13 protein-coding genes and 1 pseudogene are annotated in these 18,707 nt (G+C 65.2%); 6 read left to right on the top strand and 8 right to left on the bottom strand.

Annotated features, from left to right (window positions below; translation table 11 throughout):
- The first annotated feature begins 81 nt into the window (after positions 1-81).
- Positions 82-2,547: a zinc-dependent metalloprotease gene (locus tag VH567_RS02855; RefSeq protein WP_423322997.1), complete on the top strand. Its 2,466-nt coding sequence runs from the start codon at positions 82-84 to the stop codon at positions 2,545-2,547.
- 259 nt (positions 2,548-2,806) lie between these two features.
- On the opposite strand, the gene pelA is transcribed toward VH567_RS02855, so the two are convergent.
- The 6 genes from pelA to VH567_RS02825 form a co-directional block, all read right to left on the bottom strand.
- Positions 2,807-4,060 (bottom strand): pectate lyase, encoded by a 1,254-nt coding sequence (pelA, locus tag VH567_RS02850; RefSeq protein WP_423322995.1) that lies wholly within the window; start codon positions 4,058-4,060, stop codon positions 2,807-2,809.
- A 102-nt stretch (positions 4,061-4,162) separates the two neighbouring features.
- Positions 4,163-5,179: a pectinesterase family protein gene (locus VH567_RS02845; RefSeq protein ID WP_423323696.1), complete on the bottom strand. Its 1,017-nt coding sequence runs from the start codon at positions 5,177-5,179 to the stop codon at positions 4,163-4,165.
- A gap of 5 nt (positions 5,180-5,184) precedes the next feature.
- Positions 5,185-6,795 carry a family 43 glycosylhydrolase gene (locus VH567_RS02840; protein ID WP_423322993.1) on the bottom strand — a complete coding sequence of 537 codons (1,611 nt, stop codon included), beginning with the start codon at positions 6,793-6,795 and terminating at the stop codon, positions 5,185-5,187.
- Entirely contained in the window at positions 6,792-8,057 is a 1,266-nt protein-coding gene (locus VH567_RS02835; RefSeq protein WP_423322991.1) for a family 43 glycosylhydrolase, read from the bottom strand. Before VH567_RS02835 ends, VH567_RS02840 begins: the two co-directional genes overlap by 4 nt.
- A 183-nt stretch (positions 8,058-8,240) precedes the next feature.
- On the bottom strand, positions 8,241-9,047 hold the full coding sequence (locus tag VH567_RS02830) for a rhamnogalacturonan acetylesterase (protein WP_423322989.1): 807 nt from the start codon (positions 9,045-9,047) through the stop codon (positions 8,241-8,243).
- 105 nt (positions 9,048-9,152) lie between these two features.
- Entirely contained in the window at positions 9,153-10,790 is a 1,638-nt protein-coding gene (locus tag VH567_RS02825; protein WP_423322987.1) for a TonB-dependent receptor domain-containing protein, read from the bottom strand.
- A 76-nt stretch (positions 10,791-10,866) separates the two neighbouring features.
- Here VH567_RS02825 and VH567_RS02820 point away from each other — a divergent pair, with 76 nt between their 5' ends.
- Positions 10,867-11,109, top strand: a complete 243-nt coding sequence (locus VH567_RS02820; RefSeq protein ID WP_423322986.1) for a hypothetical protein — start codon at positions 10,867-10,869, stop codon at positions 11,107-11,109.
- Between the two features lie 55 nt (positions 11,110-11,164).
- Positions 11,165-11,290 carry a hypothetical protein gene (locus VH567_RS02815; protein WP_423322984.1) on the top strand — a complete coding sequence of 42 codons (126 nt, stop codon included), beginning with the start codon at positions 11,165-11,167 and terminating at the stop codon, positions 11,288-11,290.
- A gap of 788 nt (positions 11,291-12,078) precedes the next feature.
- Here the strand turns inward: VH567_RS02815 and VH567_RS02810 are convergent.
- A pseudogene (locus tag VH567_RS02810) lies at positions 12,079-12,657 on the bottom strand (TonB-dependent receptor plug domain-containing protein); the annotation flags it as partial.
- Positions 12,658-13,312: 655 nt separating this feature from the next.
- On the bottom strand, positions 13,313-14,116 hold the full coding sequence (locus tag VH567_RS02805; RefSeq protein ID WP_423322982.1) for an IclR family transcriptional regulator: 804 nt from the start codon (positions 14,114-14,116) through the stop codon (positions 13,313-13,315).
- A 184-nt stretch (positions 14,117-14,300) separates the two neighbouring features.
- On the opposite strand from VH567_RS02805, the gene VH567_RS02800 reads away from it, so the two are divergent.
- From VH567_RS02800 to VH567_RS02790, 3 genes are read left to right on the top strand one after another with little or no spacing between them, the layout of a single operon-like run.
- Positions 14,301-15,089: an SDR family oxidoreductase gene (locus VH567_RS02800; RefSeq protein ID WP_423322980.1), complete on the top strand. Its 789-nt coding sequence runs from the start codon at positions 14,301-14,303 to the stop codon at positions 15,087-15,089.
- A complete protein-coding gene (locus VH567_RS02795) occupies positions 15,031-16,140 on the top strand; it encodes a zinc-binding alcohol dehydrogenase family protein (protein WP_423322978.1) in 1,110 nt (369 codons plus the stop codon). Before VH567_RS02800 ends, VH567_RS02795 begins: the two co-directional genes overlap by 59 nt.
- Positions 16,141-16,195: 55 nt before the next feature.
- Positions 16,196-18,637, top strand: coding sequence for a glycoside hydrolase family 95 protein (locus VH567_RS02790; RefSeq protein WP_423322976.1), 2,442 nt, complete (start codon positions 16,196-16,198; stop codon positions 18,635-18,637).
- Positions 18,638-18,707: the final 70 nt, after the last annotated feature.

Here is an 18,707-nt window from a genome sequence, read left to right as displayed (position 1 = left end):
CAAAAGTGCGCAATATCGCCGGATACCGCAACATCGATCATGCTAGCTTCGCTGCACAGCAGCAAAACGGGGGATACGGCGATGCACGCAATCATATGGGGTAGGGCGATCGGACTGGCGGCATTGGCCGTCGCGGGCGTGCCGGTTGCAGCGCAGCAGGCGGTGTCGACGGCTGGCAGTGGTCCGTTGCTGCCGGTGAAGGCGATTCCGGCGGAGGGGCGTATCCTCGTCACGCTGCCCCCCGCGGATGCCGACGGGGCGTCGGGCCGCTTCATCTATGCGACCTCGCTGCGGACCGGGATCGGATCGGCCAATCTGCGGCTTGATCGCGGGATGCTCGGCCCCGAGCACATCGTCGCGTTCCGGCGGATCGGCAAGAAGATCGCCGTGACGTTCGAGAACCATCAGTTCCGCGCGACCGGCGATGCCGGCGTGGCGGCGGGCGGGAGGACCAGCTTCCCGACCAGCATCATGACGATGCTCGATATCGTCACCACCGAACCCGGCGGCGGCGTGACGGTGGACATCGCCCCCTTCCTGACACGCGATACGATGGGGATCGCCGATTCCCTCAATGCCAGCTGGGCGATGGCAGGCGCGGGCGGAGGATCGGCGGCGGGCAAGGGCTTCCGGCTGGTCGACGCGCTCAGCGCGGCCGACGCCGCCTCGGTCAAGGTCTTTCCCGACAATATCGAAGTGGATGCGCTCCAGACCTACCAGACCGATACGCCCGGCCGCGAGGTCGAGCGCATCGCCCCCGAACCGCGTCAGATCGGCTTCACGGTCCATCACAGCTTCATCCGCTTGCCCGCGCCCGGTTTCGTCTCGCGCAAGTTCGACATCCGCTCGGCGGCGGGCGGCAACCAATATTATGATTACGGGACGCCGCTCGGCGAGGATGTGGTGCAGCAGTTCGCCAACCGCTTCCGGCTGGAAAAGGTCGATCCCGCCGCCGCCCGCTCGCGCGTGAAAAAGCCGATCGTCTTCTACATCGATCGTGCCGCGCCCGAGCCGATCCGCACCGCGCTGCTCGAAGGCGTCAATTACTGGGCGACCGCCTTCGACAAGGCCGGGCTGGTCGATGCGTTCCGCGCGGAGATGCTGCCGGTCGGCGCGGATCCGCTGGACGTCCGGTACAGCATGGTCAACTGGTCGAACCGGCTGACCCGCGGCTGGTCTTACGGCGGTGGCATCGTCGATCCGCGTACCGGCGAGATCATCAAGGGCAATGTCGTGATCGGCGCATTGCGCGTGCGTCAGGACATGACGATCTTCGAGGGGCTGGTGGGCACCGCCCAGAACAACAGCGGCGGCGGCAACGATCCGGTCAGGGTGTCGCTCGACCGGATCCGCCAGCTCGGCGCGCATGAGGTGGGTCACGCGATCGGCTTCATGCACAATTTCGCCGGCAGCACCCAGGGGCGCACGACGGTGATGGATTACCCCGGCCCGCGCATCAAGCTGACGGGGGGCCAAATCGACCTGTCGGAGGCCTATGCGTCCGGCGGTGGCGTGTGGGACGACTTCACCGTGGACTGGCTCTACGCCGATTCCGCGCCCGGCACCGATCCGGACGTCGCGGCGCGCGCGAAGGCACTGGCGATCCAGGCGAAGGGCGTGCGGTTCATCACCGATATCGACGGCCGCGCGTCGGACACGCCCAGTCCGTGGGGCAGCATGTGGGACGATGGCCCCGATCCGGTCGCCTCGCTGCAGCACATGATGGCCGTGCGTCGGGTGGCGATCGCGCAGTTCGGCCCGGGTGTCCTGCGCAACGGCGAGGCGCTGTCCGACCTCCGGCGCAAGTTCGTGCCGGTATGGCTGCTGCATCGCTACGACATCGATGCGGTCGGCAAGCTGATCGGTGGAATCGATTACGCCTATGCCGTCGCGGGCGACAATCATGCGCTGGCGGTGCCGGTCGCCGCGGCAACCCAGGATGCGGCGCTCACCGCGATGCTGGCGACGCTGTCGGCAGACGTGCTGACGGTACCCGCGGCGCTGGTCATGCCACTGTCGTCGCCGATGAATGGCCGCGGCGACGTGCAGTTCGATCAGGAGGTGTTTCGCAATGCCGGTTCCGCCGCGTTCGATCCGCTGGTCGCGGCGGATGTCGCGGCGCAGGTGACGCTGGATTCGCTGCTGGCGCCGACGCGTCTGGCCCGCGTGTACGAACAGCATCGCCGCGATCCCGCGATGCCGGGGGTCGAGACGCTGCTCGACCGGCTGGTCGCCGGGACCATCGATGCGCGGCGCGACGCGGTCGGCCGACGGATCGCCTACCGAACGATCATGACGATGGCGCAAACCGCGCGCGACGGCGCGACCTCGCCCGACGTGGCGGCCTTGCTGGGCGACCGGCTGCGCGGGATCGCGACGAAATTCGGCAAGGGGGCCGGCGGCGAGGACGGCGCGTGGAGCCGTCACGTCGCCATGCTGCTCACCGACGACGACAAGCTGACGCGCGAACTCGACAAGCGCCAGGCGGTGCCCGCGATCCCGCCCGGCATGCCGATCGGCGGCGACACCGGCTGGTTCGTCGACTGAAGACGCCTACGACGACGCTCCCGCATCAGCCAAGGCGGTGCGGGAGTGGGGGCGGAAACGATCCCGGCGTTCGAGACGTATGTTGAGCGTGAAGGTCGGAGTCAGGATTCTGATCAACGATCAGGCCTGGTTACTGATACCATTTAGGCTGTTATAAACTTAGCTGCACTCGTGTTCGACTTGGGCAGGCGTCATGCTGATTACCATCAACGGACACTAGGGCAGCGCCGGGGGGCAGGAGACGCGCGAAACGCTGCGATCACGCGGTATGGACTCGGTTCCACTTCGCATAGGCGTTGGCGACACCGGTGCCCGTAGCGCTGAACCAGGAGTAGCCGTTGCGCCGCTCCAGGCTGATCGCGTTCACGTCGTCCTGGATCGATCGATCGCGGTCGCCGAAGATGGGCCGTTGGGTGACGGGGTCGTAGAAGCGGGCCCAGATCGGTCCCGCGCCGGGCCGTTCAACAAGACGGCGTCCTTCTGAGCCGCTGGCGGGTGCCCAGACGCGGTCGCGTATCGCATGGGAGGCGAACCAGCCCGCGCCATCGGCGATGGCTCGACGCATCGCCGGCGAGGGATCGGGCTGTTGCATGAGGAAGCGCAGCACCGCGGCGCTTTCCGCCGTGGCCAGAGCTATCGGTTCGAAGTTTCGTGCGCCCACCGGCCGGAGGGTGAGCGGATCATATTGCTGTGCCCAGATCGTGCGACGGCCATCGATCACGATCTGCGTGGAAAGCAGCGTCGCCATCGATCGCGCGACCGCATCGCGCGCCGCCGTGCGCATCGCGACCGGCACGAAGGCGTAGTCGCCGCCGCCTGCCGCGGTTCGCTGGAGCAGTGGCATCGCCTTGATCATCGTATCGTCGTTCAGCGTGAGCGCGTCGTGATAGCCGCCCTGCAACGGATAGACCTGCGGCCAGCCTCCGGACGGCAGTTCCGCTTCCAGTAGATATCGAATGCCCTTGAGGAAGGCCGCGCGATACCGTTCGCCGTCGCCGCCGGACCGGCCGACCTGCACGCGCGCCAGGAACGACAATTCGGTGGTGGTCGCATCATTGTCCAGGGTACCGACGAAGCTCCAGCCGCCAGCGAGATCGCTGGCGGCATGGGAGCCGGCTTTGCTATCGAAGGGGAGATACATCTGGCCAGGAAGACGGGGCGGGGCGCTACGGTCCTGGTTCTTCCCCCAACCCCCGGTCGGTGTCTGGAAACTCACGATGTTGTCTGCGATCGAGCCGGCCGGCGTGCTGGAGTACCAGGCTGCGTCACGATCGAGCGGCATGGTTGCCGTCTTGCCCTCCGGCGGGGGGGCGGGGACCTCGGCCAGACCCTGCCGCTCTTTGGCCAGCATCGATCGGTCTCGTTCCATCGCGACCTTCGAACGCTCGATATAGGCGGCCCAGACGTTCCGCGTCGCCGGGGGAAGCGCCCTCAACCGCTCGATGGTAAGCGACGGTGGCGGGGTCATGTGGCCGATCAGGGCGGCCGCCGCAGGCACGGCGGTCGCGGCCATCAGACATGCAAGCAGATGGGTCCTCAATCGTCGATCCTTTCGAATGATGCTCGGATGTCGCGCTGCGGTGTAGGAACCTGTTCAGCAGGAAACGTCATGTGTTCACCTGATCCAGTCCGTCGAGCCGAAGAAGCGCGGCAGCCGCCACTGCGCCACTTCCTCACTCGTAAGTTGACGCGAGTAAGGCTCCCGGGTCTCCGCACTGGCGCCCCTGCCGGTCGAGCGGTATTCGGCATACCATGCGGTCGGCAGCGTGTCCGTCTTGCCGGGCGTCCACTCCCGCCACCCTTCCGGGATGATCGGGGCATCCAGTTTCGCGTCGATCAGGATCACGCGGGCATACGGGCGCCATGCGCGGCCAAGCGAGACTTCGGCCACCGCGGGATCCGCGGTGAAGGTGCAGCGGTCGAACACAAAGGCGCTGTCGTCCGTTGCCGACCGTCGGCTCTGCGCGGTGTACATGACTGAACTGTGGGCTACGCCGTGTATCCTGCACCGGTCGAAATAGGCGTTGGCATCGCCGAAGATGAAGTCGACGTGTCCCTCGATGTAGCAATCCACGAAGTATTGGCGGCTGGGTCTCAGGTTCGGCCCCCGGTTGGCGAAGAGCGTATCCTGGTGTCCGAGGAGTCGCACCTTCCTGATGACGGATCGATCCCCGGTAAGGGAGAGAGCGACCGCCTGTGACGGCGGATTGGCCGGATCGGCGCCGTAGTCGTTCCGTATCGTCAGGTTCGTGGCTCTGAAGTCGTCGCCGGATACGGAGACGGTCGCCGATTTGAAGGTGCCGCCTGCCGTCGCCGCGCTGTCACCGTAGACGATCACCGTATCGTCGGGCTTCCGCCCCGTTCCGCGGAGCTGCACGCTTGCGCCCTTGATCGTGAGCTTCTCGCGGTAGATGCCGGGCGGGATGAGGATGGTGCCTCCATCGACGGAGAGCGCGTCGACGGCAGCTTGAACGCTCGCAAAGCGTTGGCCCGTCGTTCCCGCGACCTGGATGCCGGGTTTCCCGGGTGATCCGACCGCAGACGCTCCCGACGCCTGCGCGAGGGCGACCGTAGACGAACCGGCGGCTAGCAAGGCCATCGTCGCGAAGCCGATGATCGAAGATTTCCGCATCCCGATCACAACGCCCGGAAGCGGAAGTCGCGGAAGCGGGCTTCGCCGGCCCCTGCGGAATACAGGCCGGGCCGGAGCATCAGGAACCCGCCGCGGACGTTGTGGTGATAGCCCGACACTTCCATTCCCCGATCGAAGCGCTGCCACGTCTTGCCGCCGTCGCCGGAGGTATGGATCGCGACGATGTGGCGTTTGTTGGCGATGCGGATCGACATGCGGCGACCGTGCGGGTTGGCGGGGCGGCCACGTTCGAGACCGTATTGATGCGTGACGAAGCGCGTCTCGTCGAAGCCGAGCCCGCAATAGAGCTTGTCGTCGTAGAACAGGACGAGGCCGGCGGTGCCGCCCGGTGCGATCTCGATATCGCACTGGAACTCATAGGCCTGATCGCCGGCGATCAGCATCAGCGGCGACGAGTCGACCGGCGCCTTGCCGCTGGCCTTCAGCACCAGCGCCCCATCCGCGATACGCACGCGGTCGCGTTCGGCGGGGCCGGGGCGGAAGAAGTTCCACTTGGCGCCGAGCTTCAGCGGACGTGAGAAATCGTCCGATAGCGGTTGGCCATGGTCGCCGCCTTGGCCGCCCTTTGGCTTGGGCAGGGGCTTGGAGAGGTCGCCACCGGTCATCCGGAACCAGCCGTCCGCGGTCCAGCGAACGGGGTCGAGCAGCACCTGCCGCCCCAAGGTCCAGAAGCCGTTCTCGAAGCCGTGATAGACGGACCACCAGCCGCCGTCCGGCGCCTCGACGAGGCTTGCATGGCCGCGCGACCACCATTTCTCGTCGTTCGAAACGGTGCGGACGATCGGGTTGCCGGGGTCGTTGGCCCATGGCCCGTGGATCGAGCGCGACCGGGCGACGATCACCATGTGGCCGGTCGGCGGTCCGGCCGTGCCACCGACCGCGGTGATCATGTAGAACCAGCCGCCGTGGCGGTGGATCTTAGGACCCTCGGGGCTGAAGCCCTCGACGTCCCAGTCGTCGGGATAGCGCCATGGATCGTAGACGTGCTCGACCTTCCCGACCGTAGACAGGCCGTCTTCCGAAAGGCGGATCCGGTCGCCGCCCGACAGGAACAGCCAGCGCGAGCCGTCCTCGCCGACTGCGTGGCAGGGGTCGATGTGGCTGTGCAGGCCGAGCGCGACCGGGTCGGACCAGGGGCCGTCGATATGGTCGGCGTGGAGGACGTAGATGTCGTTCGGGCTCGCCTTCACCGGGATGTAGAGGAAGTAGCGGCCGCCGTGCTTTTCCAGGCTCACCGCCCAGACCGATCCGATGTTGCGGCTGAGAGCGGCGGTGCGCGGTCGCCAGTTGACCAGATCGCGGCTGTGCCAGATCGTCAGCCCCGGATAGCTGTCGAAGCTCGAGAAGGTCATGTAATAGTCCGCGCCGTCCTTAAGGATGGCGGGATCGGGCCGGTCGCCGCCGATCAGCGGGTTGAGGAACCGTCCGTCACCCAGGTCGGCGATGCGCTGGCCTTCGAAGCCGCGACGCCATGTCGGTGCGCTCTTCGCCGCTGCGGCCGCCGCTGCGGCCGTCGCCGGTGCGCCGGGCAGTAGCGCGACCCCGCCGGCAAGAGCGGCCAGCCCGAAGGCGTCGCGCCTGTTGAAGTCGGTCATACGGGCTCCTTGATCAGAAAGGGTTGGTCGCGGTGGACGACGACATGGCCGCGTGCATCGAAGTCGATGCGGACGATGCCGGGCTTTTCGCGAAAATGGCTCGCCTCGTCGTTTCCGAAGAAGGTCTGCCACCAGCGACCGTGACGGTCGCGAAAGACGTTGCCGCCGCCACAGCAGGGTGCGCCCTCATGCGGCTCCCGCCACGGACCGGTCGGCGCATCGCTCAGCCAGATGCGGAAGGAGTAGCGGCCTTCGTAGCGGTCGACGACGCCGAGATAGAAGACGCCGTTGCGCTGGAACATCGTCGCGCCTTCGTAGCCGAACTTGCGGCAGCCATCGGGGCCGCAGGGGTTGCGGTGATGACGCGGATCATCGTCCCATTCGGTCGCGGTCATCTTCTGCCATTCTCCCGCGAGACCGGACAGATCGTCCTTGAGCCGCACGATCTCGTCGGCCGAGCCATAGGTCAGCCATACCGATCTGCCGTCGTCGAACAGTGTCGCGTCGATGCTCCGACGAATGGGGGCGCCGGGCGAAAAGGCGTGGACATAGGGTCCCTCGGGACGTCCGGTCGTGCTCTTCAGGATCGCCAGGCCTGCGCGGCTGATCGAGTGGCAGATGTAGTAGTTGCCGCGAATGTAATGAATTTCCGGCGCCCATAGCGCACGGAAGGGCACCCCCGACCGCATCCGCCAGTCACGTTCCCAGACGCCGTCCTTCTCGATGGACCAGACCAGCCCCAGATAGTCCCAGCGACCTAGATCCTTCGATCGCCAGAGCTCGACGCCGTCGTTGGTCGCCCAGATGTTGTCGCCGGTCGACCCGGTCATGTAATAGTGACCATCGCCACCCACGCAGACGATCGTGTCGCGGATGTGGACGTCGTGAAGAGGGCGTATGCGCGGCAGCAAGCCCGCCTTCACCGCACTGTCGCCGTCGGACGTGCCCCAGGGCGCGACTGGATACCGGCGAGGGACGGGACCCTTGTAGCGAACGTCCGGCATACCCGATGTCCAGCCTCCGCTGGCGGACGCTGCGTTCGCTCGCGTGCCGGGTCCGCTGATCCCCGAATAGGGCCAGTATCCAGGTGCGGGCGGCGGGACGATCCGGCCGCTATTGTCGCCGACCGGTGGACCGCTGCCGGGGCGTGGCGCAGACGCGTAGCCGGGCGTCTGCTGTGCCAGGACCGATCGCGTTAGGGCCGGCAGCACGCCGGTGCCGGTCAGGATAGCTCCGGCCTTCAGGACATCCCTTCTGTGCATCACGGCCTCCAGAATAAAAGGCTTCCCGTCATCGGAGCATGCCGATGACGGGAAGTAGTATCCCGGGGAGGGATCTCGGAAACTTGGTCGCGTACCAACGCGTTGTGCCGCGGCACGCGAGGAAGAAGGACGTGTCCGGGCAACGACATGACGCGGACGACGCACCGGTACCGGTCCATGAATTCACGGTACCAGCAGCCCGCGCATCTCTGGAACGGCGGTGGCAAGCTCTTGGGTCACCATCCGCGCGAAGTAGTTCGCACCTTCCGTGCCCAGATGCGTATCGTCGTATGACAGCTTGGGAACGGCGAGCGGCTCGACCTGGACTTCGGTGCTTGCGGTGGCAGGGGCAGCCTGGCCGGTCGGCTGCGAACCGCGAGGCAGTTGCGCGAACCGTTCGGAAGCGGGGGTGCCCATGGCTTCGACCGCCGCGGCGCTGTCGGCATTGAGGTCCAGAAGCGGAACATGAAGTTCGGCCGCAACGCGACGGGTCGCTTCCGCCCAGGGTGCGAGGTCGTTGACGAGATGTCCGTTCTTGAAGGTGCGGCGCGTAAGCGGCGTGACCAGGATGGGTTTGGCCCCGACCGACCTGGCCTCCTCCACGTAACGGCGGAGATTGGCGGGATAGCCCGTTACGAGGTCAGTCGATCTACCCGGTTTGCCCGGCTGATCGTTATGCCCGAACTGGATAAGCACCCATGTGTTGCGATAACCCGGCGCCTTCATCTCGCCGAGCGCGACGGCCCAGGATCCTTCCCATCTGTAGTTGCCCGAACTGCGACCGCCGCGCGCAAGGTTGAGGCAGGCGGCGAACGAGGTCACGTGATAGGCGCAGAAGCTCGGTCCCCAGCCACCGATGACCGCCGCCGTGGAGTCGCCGACCAGAATAATCTTCGAAGGCTGGATCATGCGGACCGGTGGACTACCGGGGGGCGGCGCCATCTGCGCAAATGCGGCCTCGAGCGGTACGGTCGCAAGGATCGTTGCCATTAGCATGCTGCGTAGCATTTGCGCTGTTCCATTCGGTTGTTCGGGCGGTGCGAGGAGGTCGATGGAGGCTCGTGACGGGAAGCAGCCTTCCCTGGGGAGGGAAGGCTAGAAGCTCACGCGGGCACCGAGGCGGTAGACGCGACCCGAACTGCCGTATTGGGTGACCGCTTCCTGGCCCTGGTACGCATAGCGGTTGGAGGTCTGATTGGTGAGGTTCAGACCTTCGAGCGTCACGGAGAACGCCTTGAACAGCTTGAGGCTCACCGAAGCGTCGACGTTGGTGGTCGCGCGGCTGTAGACAAAATCGTTGATCAGCGGGCTGTCGCAACCGACGCTTTCGACGGCGCCGCCTCCGACGGTGGTCAATCCAGGGCTGCACGACCCTGCCGCGATCGGATATTGCGAGACGTAGCCCTTGCGGTTGGCGACCGATACTCGGGCCCGGAAATCACCGACTTCGTAGAACAGCGTCCCGTTGATCGCCTGCGGCGAGACCCCGATGAACGGTGCTTTGCCGAGCGTTCGCGCGATCGTCGTGGTACCGGGATCAAGGATGTAGTTAAGCTCGGACTTGATGTACGTATAGTTCAGCAGCACGCCGAAATTGCGCAGAAATCCCGGCAAGAACGTGAAGTTCTGTTGGAAGTTCGCCTCGATCCCGCGGAGATACCCACCTGGTGCATCGCGGTACTGGCGTGCGGTGAATGGCAGGTTGTTGTCGAGATAGGCCAGCTGGTTGACGTTGGTGTATTGCGCACGGATCTGGCGCAACGTCTCCGCATCGACAAAATCGCTGAGCGACGACGTGAACAGCACGGTCTGCGGGAACGACGAAATCTGCTTCGAGTAGCCGGCGATCGAGATCAGGCTGCTAGGTGTAAAATACCATTCGAGACTGAGATCCAGATTGGTCGAACGGAATGGCTGGAGCTTAGGGTTGCCGATGGTGAACGATGCGCCGCTGTTGTCGCCATTGCTTGGAATCGAGATGCTGGAGATCGTCGGCGACAGGTTGCCGAGCAACGGTCGAGCCATCACCTTCGATGCGCCGAAGCGGACGTACACGTCCTTGATCGGCTGGTAGACGAGGTTTAGCGACGGCAGCCAATCGGTATATTTGTTGGTGCCGACGATAGGCCGGCCGGCTTGGGTCGTGCCGTTCGACGTGACGTCGGTGACCGCGACGCGGGTCCCGACGTTGCCGCGGATAGGTCGGTCGAGCAGGTCGCCGTTGAAGTCGAACTGCAGGTAGAAGGCGGTATCCTTCTCGTCGACGCCGTAGTTCGCAGAGCCGCCGTTGCGCAGCGTCGTCAGGCGGAAGTCGCCATATTTGTTGATGCAATCGCATTCGAACCCGATGAGATTGTTCATCTTGTTCAAGTCGGGCACCAGGAAGCTCGTCACCGTTCCCGCAGGTGTATCGATGCCGCGGCCGAACGAGACGATTTTGCTGTTCGCTGCGGTCGTCGAGCCCGCCTCCAGCAGGGTTGGGTTGAGCGTATCGACGTTGCGCTCGGCCTGCGAGGTGGCGAAGCCGAACCGCCGGATCGTGCCGCCGAACGCCACGTTGAACTGGTCGTTGACCGCCCAGTCGAAGTCGACCTTCACGCCTTCGTACGTATTGCGGACGTACCGCTCGTAGTGGCGTATGGCCGAGAACCCCGCTGACGACCTGCCAATTGGCGGGATCCGCGACGTCGAACCCGAAATCGAGCAACGGCATCTTCGCGCCTTCGCGTGCATCGTACGTGAAGGTCTGCGGTGAATCCATGCGGTTGAACTCGACCAGCAGACCCTTCGAGTAGTTCACCGACTTCGATTGGCCGTAGATCGCCGCCATCTTGAAGTTCTCGGCGAACGAATGGTCAATCCGAGCGCTCCCCTGCCAGAACGTGGTGGTGTATTCGGCATAGTCGACCGCCGAGCGCATATCGACGTTGCGAAGCTTCAGATAGTCGGCCTGACCATCGGTGACGTTCGCGTCGAGCACGTCGATACCAGGGCGACCGATCAACTGGCCGCGGTATGCGAGATTGTTGGCGCCGGGGACGTATCCGACTGAATTTGGGTTGTTGTAATAGTCGTAGGGATCGAGGTTGTTCGGATTGGAGCTGAAGATGTTGGCGTTGGTCGGGCTGACGGCTCCTGGGACGACGGCGCCGTTGCCGAGTACCGAGCCCACCAGCTGGCCCTGCTGGTTCAGCGATGTGCCGAATGCCGGTGTCGTGCCGTACATCGACTGACCGCAATCCTGCGCGGGCGTGATCGCACTGCCGGCATTGGGCGTACACAGGCCGGGATAGGCACCGCGCGCCGTCACTGGCGAGATGCGTCCGGTCGCGTTGTTGTAGACGGCATTCGTATTGTTGCGGTTGAGGCCGATCGGCGAGAGCTGGTTGTTCTCGCTCTCGTTGTGGAACCGCGAATACAGGCCGTCGATCGAGATGCGGGTCTTGTCGGTCACGTCCCACTGATACGCGCCGGTCAGACCCAGGCGATTATTCTTCACGCGCTGGTTGGTGAGCGATGGAAGTGCCGGAATACGGACCCGGGAGTCGTCCAGGCGACCCGGTGTGTTGTACGGCGCGCCCGGGTACAGCTTTGCGTAGGCGGCCGGATCGGAGCCGGTCTGCGCTGCGAGCGCATCGGGGTTCGCGTAGGGCAATGCGGTGCCCACAGGAGCGGAGAAGCCGGCACGTTGTGGCGACCCCTCTCCCAGGAACTGGCTGCTGCGATACAGATAGTCCGATTGACCAGGGCTGCGGCTATACTGGTCGATGACGTTGTCGGTCTTGTTGTAGGCTGCCGATAACAGCAGCCCCATCGACTTGCCCTTACCGAAACGGGTTGAAACAAGGCCCGCGAGGCGTGGATTGGTTTTCTTGCTGTTCTCGTTGTAGCTCGCTTCGGAAGAAAGCGCGAAACGGGTTCCCTTGTAGTCGAACGGCTTGCCGGTCACGAGATCGATCGTCGCACCGAGCGAGCCCTCGTCGGTCTCTGCGGACGGCGTCTTTTGCACCTTGAGCGAACTGAACAGCTCGGATGCGAACGTGTTGTAGTCGAACGATCGGCTTCGATTGGGGCTGCTCCCGGCATCGTTCGACCCTGCGGTCGACAGAGCCTCCAATCCGTTCAGCCGGGTACGATTGAAGTCGCCGCCGAGCCCCCGCACGGTTATGCCGCGGCCCTCGCCATTGTCGCGGTCGATCGAGACGCCTGGTAGCCGCTGGAGTGATTCCGCAAGATTGGCGTCGGGAAAGTCCGCGATGTCCTCCGCGTTGATCGCATCGATCTGCTGGTCCGACTGTCGCTTTTCGTTGAGCGAGGACTGGATCGAGCCACGAAAGCCGGTGACGATGATGTCGGCGGCCACTTCGTCGGTCGCCGCGTTACGCACCGTATCGACGCCGGTCTGCGTCGACGCATCGGCGGGGCGGGAGGCGGCCTCGGCCTGTTCGGGCGTCGAACCGACGTCGGTGGAGTTCGGCGTGTCCGCGCCGACGATCGGGGCTGGTGTCGGCACGGGGGGCGGGGCGTTGCCGACCTGGGGCGCGCTCGATGCATCGACCGGTACGCCCTGCGCGTTCACGACCGATGCTGCCCCCAGCATGATCGCCAGCGCGCTCACCGAGGTCGCAAACCTGGCCGTATGCGCTGCTCGCTTCCGTGATCCGATCGTCATTGAACCGTCCTCCCTGTTATAGTTTTTATAATCTCGTCATTTCATGCGGCGGCAGACACCGGTGTCATCGAAATTGAAGCCGTCATGGCGATTCCGACTGGATCGCGTCGGGCGATGCACCGTCGGCTGTCCGCGGCAGACGCCTGCTCGCTGACGTTGCGGGACGTTGCCGGTGTGAAGCGTGTTCGCAGCGGAAGGGCCTGTCCGAGCATCCGGACGGTACTGCCGAAACCCTTGGGATCGATGGAAATGGGAATCGAGGCGGGGAGATGCGTCGCTTGCGCACATGCGTTCGATGCGCTGGCCGCAAGGGTGCTGTTGATCACGGTACGGCCCGTGACGACGCGTCTCGACTGCCTCATCCGATACAACCGGAATTGCGTGCGTACCCCCATCATCCCTGCTCCCGATCCGTGGCCTGTGACCATCTGTTCAGGAGGTACCGGTACCACTGACACCGGTTACCGCGCAAGATCAAGTTCGACTATTTATGTCCAAATCCACCAAGTGCCTGATAAATCACGGCGCACTAAATAGCGAAAGTAGCTTCCACCAGCGATAGCGCGCTGCCTTTCGCGGGGAATTAGCTGGACCAGCCCATCCCGCGTGAAATCCGTCCGGATGCAGTGCGTAACCGGTCGCGCGCGAGCTCCAGGGGCACCGTTTGAGAGCCGTCGATCAGAAGCAGATACGGAATCGTCAACGCTGCCAGCACGCGGCCGTCATAGCCGAAGATCGGAAAGCTCGTGTCGGTCACGCCGGCGGTCCGGACGCTGGCCTGCGTCTCGTAGCCCCGGCTGCGCACGATTCTGAGTCGATCGCGCAACCGGGATTCGGAGATCGCAAGCGGCTTGGCGATGAGGGCGAGAGCAGCTTCTAGTCGATCGTCCTCGAGAAAGGCCAAGAGGACATGGCCCGAGCAGCTCGTCACGAGATCGATCATCGTTCCCATGCGCATTGCAAATCCGGCAGGGCCGGCGCTCTCCTGTCGATGAACGACCAGACCATGACCATCCGACCGGACGACGAGATGGCAGGACTGGTTGGTCTGGTCCGCCAGGCCGACCATTATCGGCGTTGCGATCTCGACGAGCGTCTGCGCCGGCGTAGCGCGCTGCACGGTATCCAGCGCGTGATAGGTAACACGGTAGCGATCGGTGTCGACGTCCTTCCGTAGCCAGTTCCGACGCTCCATGACCATGATGACGCGGAAAACCTCGCTGATTGAGCGGCCCAGCCCGGTTGCGATGTCGCGCACCGTCAGGCCTTCGGGCGCGGTCGAGAGGAGTTCGATGATGTCGAAACCCTTTTCGAGGGCTGGTGCGGCATAGATGCGTCCGCTTGCGCTGCCGTCGTGTTTGGGGTCGCTGGAACTGTCGTTGGTCATCCCTCGATCTATACGCGTGCGGCATCGACCGCAACGCATCGAGATTGGACTTGCCAGCGAATAAAGCGGAAACTAGGTTCCACTTATAAAACCATAATAGGAGAGGCGCGATGCTCGAGCAGTGTGCGCTAGGGAAGGCGATGCCGATCGGCGGCATGAGCGATTGCACCCGCAAGGCGGCCGCATGAACCTGGGTTTGGCGGGGAAGGTCGTGCTCGTCACGGGCGGGGCCAGCGGGATCGGTGCGGCGACCGTCCAGCTTCTGGCCGCGGAGGGCGCCATCCCCGTGATACTCGACAGGGATCCCGTGTCGGAAACGCTTCAGGCGATCCTCGGTGATGCCGGCCACGCGATCCGGGTGGATCTGAACAACGACGATGCCTGCGCGGCCGCCGTGGCCGAGGTCGTCGAACGGTTCGGATCGATCGATGGTCTGGTGAACAATGCGGGAAGCAACGACGGCGTGGATCTCGCGGCGGGAACGACAGCGTTCCTGGCCTCGGTCGCGCGAAATCTCGGTCATCATTATGCCATGGCGCATCACGCGCTGCCGCATCTCCGGGCAAGTCGCGGGGCGATCGTCGGCGTCAGTTCGAAGACGGCGATCACGGGGCAGGGCGGGACCAGCGGCTACGTCGCGGCCAAGGGGGGCGTGCTCGCGCTGACGCGAGAATGGGCCACGGCCCTCGCCACCGACGGCATTCGCGTGAACGCCGTCGTTCCGGCGGAAGTGGCCACCGCCGCCTACGAACGCCATCTGGCAAGGTTTCCAGATCCGGAAGCGGCGCGCGCGGCGATCCTGCGGCACATCCCGCTGGGCCACCGCATGACCGACCCGCACGAGATCGCGGATACGATCGTTTTTCTGCTGTCGGCGCGCGCCACCCATATCACCGGACAATGGATCTTCGTCGATGGTGGCTACACGCATCTCGACCGAGCGCTCGATCGGGATGCAGCCGATGCCCGATGAGGACGTCGCCGGTTCGGACGGATCGGCTTCGAGCATCAGGATGAACGTCGTCGTGTGCGGCGCGCCCGGTGAACTCGCGGTCGACGATCGCATCCGGCCGGTGCGTCGCCCCGGCCAGGTCCTCATCCGCATCCGGCGTGTCGGGATCTGCGGCACGGATTATCACATCTTCAGGGGAACGCAGCCCTATCTGAGCTACCCGCGCGTGATGGGGCATGAACTCGCGGGGACGGTCGCGGAAAGCGACGATGCCGGCCGGTTTGCGGTCGGAACAACGGTCTGCGTGATGCCGTATCTGTTCTGTGGCCGATGCGGCGCGTGTCGACAGGGCAAGACCAACTGCTGCACGGACATTCAAGTGCTTGGCGTCCACATCGATGGCGGGCTGGCGGACTATCTTGCGGTCGACGAGCGCCACGTGCTCGATGCGAGCGGCCTTTCGCTCGATGCGGCGGCGATGATCGAGTTCCTGTCGATCGGCTACCACGCGGTGCAGCGCGGTGCGCTCCGCTCGAACACCCGCGTGCTGGTCGTCGGTGCGGGGCCGATCGGCATGGCCGTCACGCTGTTTGCGGCGGACGCGGGCGCCGTGGTCACGGTGCTGGACGGCGTGGCCGCCCGTACGCGCTTCTGTACCGAACGGCTAGGTGCCACGCACGCGATCGGGTTGGACGAGGACGTTCCGACGCGGCTCGCCGCGATCACCGAAGGAGAGTTCTTCGACGTCGTGTTTGACGCCACCGGCAGCGCGGCGGCCATGGAGACCGGGTTCGGCTATGTCGGACACGGCGGCGCCTATGTCCTGGTATCCGTGGTATCCGCCGATATCCGCTTCAGCGATCCCGAGTTCCACAAACGCGAGATGACGCTGCTCGGCAGCCGCAACGCGACGCGCGCGGGTTTCGCCGCCGTGATCGAGGCGGTTCGCGTCGGGCGCGTCCCGGTCGAGGCGATGCATACCCACAGTGCGGCGCTGCTCGATCTGCCGGCCGCCTTTCGCGGTTGGATGGATCCGGTCGCCGGCGTCATCAAGGCGATCGTACGACTGTGACCGCGCCTTGCCCGATCCGCGACGACGACGCTCGTTCTTCAACCCAGGGGTAGCCATGACCGGACCAACACTAGACGTCAGCCGGCGTGATGCGATCGCGATGCTGGGCACCGGGGCCAGCCTTGCGTTGCCCGCCATGAGCAGCGCGGCGCCAGCCCGCCGCGCGGCGCCGACGTCCGATACGACACTCTGGTATGCGCAACCCGCGACCAGCTGGGTGGAGGCCCTGCCGATCGGCAACGGGCGTATCAGCGCGATGGTGCACGGCGGCACCGAGCGCGAGCACCTCCAGCTCAACGAGGATACGATGTGGGCTGGCGGGCCGTATGATCCGGCCAGCCCCGACGCGCTCGCCGCGCTGCCCGAGGTGCGCGCACACGTTTTCGCCGGCAGATATGCCGAGGCGCAGGCGCTGATCGGCGAGAAGGTAATGGCGCGACCGCTGCGGCAGATGTCTTATGGCACGGTCGGAACCCTGGTGATCGAGCGCGCTGGAGCGGCTGCGGGTACGCCGCCCGCGCGATCGCCGAGCGGCATGACCGGGATCGTGACGCCTGCCGAGGCTGCGCTGCCGTTGCTCGACTATCGACGGGACCTCGACCTGGACGACGCGGTCGCCGGCACGCGCTGGTCGAGCGGTGGCGTAAACTACCGCCGCGAGGTCATCGCGTCGCCGTCCGATCAGGTCATCGCGGTCCGCATCACCGCGGACCGGCCGGGTGCGATCGACGTCGACCTTTCGCTGATCAGCCCCCTCAAGCAGGCGGGCGTCGAGGCCCAGCGCAAGGACGAGATCGTCTTGCTGGGCGCGAACGACGCCGGCTCCGGTATCCCCGGCGCCCTGCGGTTCGAGGCGCGCGTGAAGGCATTGGCCAAGGGGGGCAAGGTGGACGTCGCGAACGACCGGCTGGTCGTGCGTGGCGCGGACGAACTCGTGATCCTGATCGCGATGGCGACGAGCTATCGCCGCTTCGACGACGTTTCGGGCGATCCGGCGGCGATCACCCGCGGTCAGATCGATGCGGCGGTGCCCCGGGGCTATGCGCGGATCGCCAAGGATGCGCGCGATGCGCATCACACGCTGTTTCGCCGCGTGTCGCTCGATCTCGGACGGTCTCCGGGTGCCGATCGCCCGACCGATCGCCGGATCCGCGACGGCGAGACGAGTGGCGATCCTTCGCTGGCGACGCTGTATTTCAACTATGCGCGCTACATGCTCATCGCCTGCTCCAGGCCGGGCAGTCAGCCGGCCAACCTGCAGGGCATCTGGAACGACGTGCCGAACCCACCCTGGGGCGGCAAATACACGGTCAACATCAACACGCAGATGAACTACTGGCCGGCAGAACCAACCAACCTGCCCGAATGCGTCGCCCCGCTAATCGCGATGGTCCGCGATCTCGCGATCACCGGCGCACGCACGGCCAGGACGATGTACGGCGCGCGCGGCTGGGTATGCCATCACAACACCGACCTGTGGCGCGCGACGGCGCCGATCGACGGTCCTGCGTTCGGCATGTGGCCGACCGGCGGCGCATGGCTGTGCACGCATCTCTGGGATCATTACGATTACAACCGCAACACGGCGTACCTCGCCTCGGTCTATCCGCTGATCCGCGATGCCGCGCTGTTCTTCGTCGACGTCCTTCAGGTGGATCCGAGATCGGGCTTTCTCGTCACCAATCCGTCGCTGTCGCCGGAGAACAACCACGGTCACGGATCGTCGATCTGTGCGGGGCCGACGATGGACATGTCGATCCTTCGCGACCTGTTCGACCAGGCTGCCAAGGCCGCACGGATTCTCGGGCGAGACCCCGAACTGTCCGAGCAGTTCGCCGCGACGAGAGCCCGGCTGGCACCATACAGGATCGGCAGCGCGGGGCAGCTGCAGGAATGGCAGGAGGATTGGGATGCCGGAGCAAAGGACATTCATCACCGGCACGTCAGCCACCTCTACGGAGTCTATCCAAGCGAACAGATAGGGCTCCGCTCCGCCCCTGCGCTTGCCGCAGCGGCCAAGCAGTCCCTGAATACCCGCGGCGACGAAGCGACGGGTTGGGCGACGGCGTGGCGCATCGCGCTATGGGCCCGCCTGGGTGACGGCAACCGGGCCCATCACATCCTGCGCTTCCTGATCGGGCCGAAGCGCACATATCCGAACATGTTCGATGCGCATCCTCCATTCCAGATCGATGGCAACTTCGGCGGGGCTGCGGCGATCGCTGAAATGCTGACGAGCAGCGTCGATGGCGAGATCGTCCTGCTGCCGGCGCTTCCCGATGCTTGGCCGTCCGGCTCGATCACAGGCCTGCGCGCCCGCGGTGCCTGCGAAGTCGCTTTGTCATGGAGCACGGGGGAGCTGTCGAAGGTGACGGTAAAGCCGTTGAACAGCGGCCAGGTCAGAGTGCGTTACGGCGACGTGGTTAGGAGCATCACCGTGCAAGCGGGGCGGCAATTCTCGCTCTTAGGCCCGAGTCTGCGTGTCGTTTCGACCTGACCTGGCGCCCAAAAATCATGACATTGGTAAGTCAGCTGGTCAGATGAAGGCGAGTGATGGGGCGACGCCG

The sequence above is a fragment of the Sphingomonas sp. 4RDLI-65 genome, from assembly GCF_049472435.1.
In the GTDB taxonomy this organism is placed as follows: Bacteria; Pseudomonadota; Alphaproteobacteria; order Sphingomonadales; family Sphingomonadaceae; genus Sphingomonas.
Note: the sequence above shows the minus strand (reverse complement) of the source record. Positions and strands in the feature narration are given on the sequence as shown.